The following is a 423-nucleotide window of genomic DNA, read 5'->3' on the forward strand; positions in this document are numbered from 1 at the left end:
CTAGCAGCTGGCAATATGACTAAGGAAGAAATTGCCAAAGCAGTGAATTGTGGAGTTGCAACTGTTTATCGAGTTGCTAAAGTCATTTAAAAAGGCTTGTATCAGTGCTTCCCTTATGTCATATCTATTTAGAAAGGAGCAAGGCATTCTTAAAGATCAAAAGAAGGGATTAATGATGAAAAAGCATTTGATTTTCCTTGTTTTTATAGTGATGGTTTTTATTTTAGCTCTAGTTGTAAAGATTAATAATGATCATAAAAAAGGGCAAGCATTAAAGAAATTGGAACTATTTGAAAAGCAAATCCATTAGGTAAAAATTGACTTATACTTGTTTAAATAACGCTAATAACTAAGCCCAAAGAACACCTATACCCAGTGCTACACACGCTTAGTTTTTTATATTTTAAAAGAGTATTTTAGCAA

Annotated in this window: 1 protein-coding gene; it reads left to right on the forward strand. The window is 31.4% G+C overall.

Going from position 1 to position 423, the window contains the following annotated elements:
- On the forward strand, positions 1-90 hold a 90-nt coding region (locus ACEWB7_RS18045; protein WP_165570971.1), incomplete at its 5' end, for a helix-turn-helix domain-containing protein.
- Positions 91-423: the final 333 nt, after the last annotated feature.

Origin of the sequence: Acinetobacter sp. NIOH-H-8 (assembly GCF_046635365.1) — a bacterium.
GTDB lineage: Bacteria > Pseudomonadota > Gammaproteobacteria > Pseudomonadales > Moraxellaceae > Acinetobacter.